At 53.9% G+C, this 2,844-nt stretch carries 2 rRNA genes (1 of these 2 running past the window's edge); both read left to right on the plus strand.

Going from position 1 to position 2,844, the window contains the following annotated elements:
- Positions 1 to 2,659 (plus strand): 23S ribosomal RNA (locus LRM18_RS20270) (it extends 221 nt beyond the left edge of the window).
- A 125-nt stretch (positions 2,660 to 2,784) separates the two neighbouring features.
- Positions 2,785 to 2,844: ribosomal RNA gene (rrf, locus tag LRM18_RS20275) — 5S ribosomal RNA — on the plus strand; the annotation flags it as partial.

Below are 2,844 nucleotides of genomic sequence, written 5' to 3' on the forward strand. Positions count from 1 at the left end.
ACCGAGATTCCGTAAGTAGCGACGAGCGAACGCGGACTAGCCCTTAAGCTGATTTGGTTCTAGGAAAACGCTCTGGAAAGAGCGGCCATAGAAGGTGATAGCCCTGTATCTGAAAGGGCCATTTCAGTGAAGACGAGTAGGGCGGGGCACGTGAAACCCTGTCTGAACATGGGGGGACCATCCTCCAAGGCTAAATACTACTGACCGACCGATAGTGAACCAGTACCGTGAGGGAAAGGCGAAAAGAACCCCGGAGAGGGGAGTGAAATAGAACCTGAAACCGTGTGCGTACAAGCAGTAGGAGCTCCGCAAGGAGTGACTGCGTACCTTTTGTATAATGGGTCAGCGACTTACTGTTCGTGGCAAGCTTAACCGTATAGGGGAGGCGAAGGGAAACCGAGTCTGATAAGGGCGCATAGTCGCGGGCAGTAGACCCGAAACCGGGTGATCTAGTCATGCCCAGGGTGAAGGTGCGGTAACACGCACTGGAGGCCCGAACCCACTCCCGTTGCAAAGGTAGGGGATGAGGTGTGATTAGGAGTGAAAAGCTAATCGAACCCGGAGATAGCTGGTTCTCCTCGAAAGCTATTTAGGTAGCGCCTCATATGTATCCTCTCGGGGGTAGAGCACTGTTATGGCTAGGGGGTCATCGCGACTTACCAAACCATTGCAAACTCCGAATACCGAGACGGACTGTATGGGAGACACACGGCGGGTGCTAACGTCCGTCGTGAAAAGGGAAACAACCCAGACCCACAGCTAAGGTCCCAAATTTTGTGCTAAGTGGAAAACCATGTGGAAAGGCACAGACAGCCAGGAGGTTGGCTTAGAAGCAGCCACCCTTTAAAGAAAGCGTAATAGCTCACTGGTCGAGTCGGTCTGCGGGGAAGATTTAACGGGGCTAAGCACAGAACCGAAGCTTGGGGTGCATAACTTTGTTATGCGCGGTAGAGGAGCGTTCCGTAAGCCGTTGAAGGTGGATTGAGAAGTCTGCTGGAGGTATCGGAAGTGCGAATGCTGACATGAGTAACGATAATGCGGGTGAAAAACCCGCACGCCGAAAGCCCAAGGTTTCCTTGCGCAACGTTAATCGGCGCAGGGTGAGTCGGCCCCTAAGGCGAGGACGAAAGTCGTAGTCGATGGGAAGCAGGTTAATATTCCTGCACCTCGCGTAAGTGCGATGGAGGGACGGAGAAGGTTAGGTGTACCAGGCGTTGGTTGTCCTGGGGAAAGGCGGTAGGTTTGGATCTTTGGCAAATCCGGGATCCTTTAAGACCGAGCACCGAGACGAGCCTTTAAGGCGAAGTCACTGATACCACGCTTCCAGGAAAAGCTCCTAAGCTTCAGCTTACGCAGACCGTACCGTAAACCGACACAGGTGGGTAGGATGAGAATTCTCAGGCGCTTGAGAGAACTCGGGTGAAGGAACTAGGCAACATGGCACCGTAACTTCGGGAGAAGGTGCACCCTTTTTGGTGGCTCGTGCGAGCTATAGCTGAAGAGGGTCGCAGTAACCAGGCCGCTGCGACTGTTTATCAAAAACACAGCACTCTGCAAACACGAAAGTGGACGTATAGGGTGTGACGCCTGCCCGGTGCTGGAAGGTTAATTGATGGGGTCAGCCGCAAGGCGAAGCTCTTGATCGAAGCCCCAGTAAACGGCGGCCGTAACTATAACGGTCCTAAGGTAGCGAAATTCCTTGTCGGGTAAGTTCCGACCTGCACGAATGGCGTAACGACAGCGGCGCTGTCTCCACCCGAGACTCAGTGAAATTGAAATCGCTGTGAAGATGCAGCGTTCCCGTGGCAAGACGGAAAGACCCCGTGAACCTTTACTATAGCTTTACACTGAACGTTGAGTTCGTCTGTGTAGGATAGGTGGGAGGCTATGAAACCATGGCGCTAGCTGTGGCGGAGCCATCCTTGAAATACCACCCTGTCGTGCTTGACGTTCTAACCTAGGCCCATTATCTGGGTCGGGGACCGTGTATGGTGGGTAGTTTGACTGGGGCGGTCTCCTCCTAAAGAGTAACGGAGGAGCTCGAAGGTACGCTCAGCGCGGTCGGACATCGCGCACTGTGTGCAAAGGCATAAGCGTGCTTGACTGCAAGATCGACGGATCAAGCAGGTAGGAAACTAGGACTTAGTGATCCGGTGGTTCTGTATGGAAGGGCCATCGCTCAACGGATAAAAGGTACTCCGGGGATAACAGGCTGATACCGCCCAAGAGTTCATATCGACGGCGGTGTTTGGCACCTCGATGTCGGCTCATCACATCCTGGGGCTGTAGTCGGTCCCAAGGGTATGGCTGTTCGCCATTTAAAGTGGTACGCGAGCTGGGTTCAGAACGTCGTGAGACAGTTCGGTCCCTATCTGCCATGGGCGTTGGAGATTTGAGAGGGGCTGCTCCTAGTACGAGAGGACCGGAGTGGACGAACCTCTGGTGTTCCGGTTGTCACGCCAGTGGCATTGCCGGGTAGCTATGTTCGGAAGCGATAACCGCTGAAAGCATCTAAGCGGGAAGCGCGCCTCAAGATGAGATCTCCCGGGGCACAAGCCCCCTGAAGGAACCATGTAGACTACGTGGTTGATAGGTCAGGTGTGTAAGTACAGCAATGTATTGAGCTAACTGATACTAATGATCCGTGCGGCTTGACCATATAACCTCAAGTTGCCTTGGCTTTACGACAGCGTCGTAAGAGCATCCAAGTGCACGCTACGTCACAAGAACTATGCGAGGCTGGCGCCTTGTCCCTAGGGACGAGTGCGACTCTCCAAAAGCCTCCCTGGTGAAATTAGCGCTGTGGAACCACCCGATCCCATCCCGAACTCGGAAGTGAAACGC

Origin of the sequence: Stenotrophomonas sp. PI_27 (genome assembly GCF_027854495.1) — a bacterium.
Classification (GTDB): domain Bacteria; phylum Pseudomonadota; class Gammaproteobacteria; order Xanthomonadales; family Xanthomonadaceae; genus Stenotrophomonas; species Stenotrophomonas pavanii.